Source organism: Salinivibrio costicola subsp. alcaliphilus (genome assembly GCF_001996185.1).
In the GTDB taxonomy this organism is placed as follows: domain Bacteria; phylum Pseudomonadota; class Gammaproteobacteria; order Enterobacterales; family Vibrionaceae; genus Salinivibrio; species Salinivibrio costicola.
The window spans coordinates 1-1,461 of record NZ_MUFR01000096.1 but is presented as its reverse complement, the minus strand read 5'-3'; the positions used below and the strand labels follow the sequence as shown (position 1 = coordinate 1,461).

The window sequence follows — 1,461 nt, the reverse complement described above, 5'->3', positions numbered from 1 at the left end:
CATTGATTCAATTAACCAGTGCGAGCGAGTGGCATCATGAAGCTCTTTCGCTGTCAGTGCTTTTGAACTTATATAATAGCGCACAGAAATATCGGATTCTTCGGCGTGTTTGCCTTCTTGTCGAACACTCACCATGATGCCCATCGTTTTTAGTTCAGGCCAATCATAAGCCAAATCACCTAATACACTTAAATTGGTATTAATCAGCGCACATCGTGTTTCCAAACGCCCATGCGATTTCTCTTGTGATGAATAGCTATCGCCATCAAAATGTTGAAGCATTGAGGGGCGGTAATAATTATCAAACGCTTCATCTAACCTGCCTTGATTTCCTTTAACAGCAAGCAAGTAATCAGCATTTTTATCGATAATTTTCTGTGCAATTTTTCGCTGACAACCCATGGCATCAATGGTAATCAAACAACCTGAAATATCGAGCAATTCTAGTAGCTTAGGGATGGCAGTGATCTCGTTCGTCTTACTGTCTACTTTTGACTGTCCAAGGCATACACCATTTGCGGTTGCGAATGCATTAACCATATGAATCGCAGCTTGGTCTGTTGCTCTGTTATACGATCCTTTCAGTGTTTTTCCATCAATGGCAATGACTTCACCATCCGTTAATTCATGACACGATTTCATCCATTCTATAAAAGCGTTTTGTAATGCTTTTGTACTGATGGTTCCCATCACTCTTGCAATCGTATCTGCCGATGGTGATGTTTTACCTGAGAAGCCAAAGCGTAATAAAAAATCACGCTGCTTACGTCCATAATCACTAATACCTTTCCAGGTATCATGCCCAGACAACACCGCACAAATCGTTATCAAAATAATATCTGATAACGTATGTTCAACTTTACCTTCTTGGCGAACATCTCTAATGGAAATGAAATGCATAAATGGACTTTTATCTTCTGTCATTTAAAATCTCCTAAACGTTAGGAGACCATTAAATAGCACTGAAAATGATCAACAAATTGATCCCTTATTTTCACTTATTTTAATTAATAAACGTGGCATGACGCACGGTTTTTAGCCTTAAATAACAACTTAGTCATTAATTCGCTACCCCAGGCATGCCGCGGATCTTCATGCGTTTTCCCTGTTCTTTATAATAATCCATTCGATCAACTCAAATTGATGGCTAACGCCCTGTTAAGGTGTGAGCAACACAATACCGATGCCGCCGCATACCACCTTAAACACTAAACGCAACGCATAGTAAAAATTCCACGCGTTGCGAATCACTCTTAAACAGTTTGTATGGATAATCTCACCCGTATTTGGGTAAAGTGAGACCCAGGCTTTAGCTGCAACTAAAGCTTTCTAATGTGCAGTTCGATTGAACGCTGGCTCCTCCCCCCGGTGTCAGGATAGTTGTCCAGATATTGAATCGCCCTAAAATCCAGCTATGGAGGGCTAATGGAGGACACTATGCCGAGATATTCCGAAGAAAGA

The 1,461-nt window shown here is 40.7% G+C and carries 1 protein-coding gene; it reads right to left on the bottom strand.

Features of this window, described 5'->3' with window-relative positions:
* On the bottom strand, window positions 1-924 hold a 924-nt coding region (locus tag BZJ21_RS15280), incomplete at its 3' end, for an ISAs1 family transposase (protein ID WP_077670256.1).
* Window positions 925-1,461 lie beyond the last annotated feature (537 nt).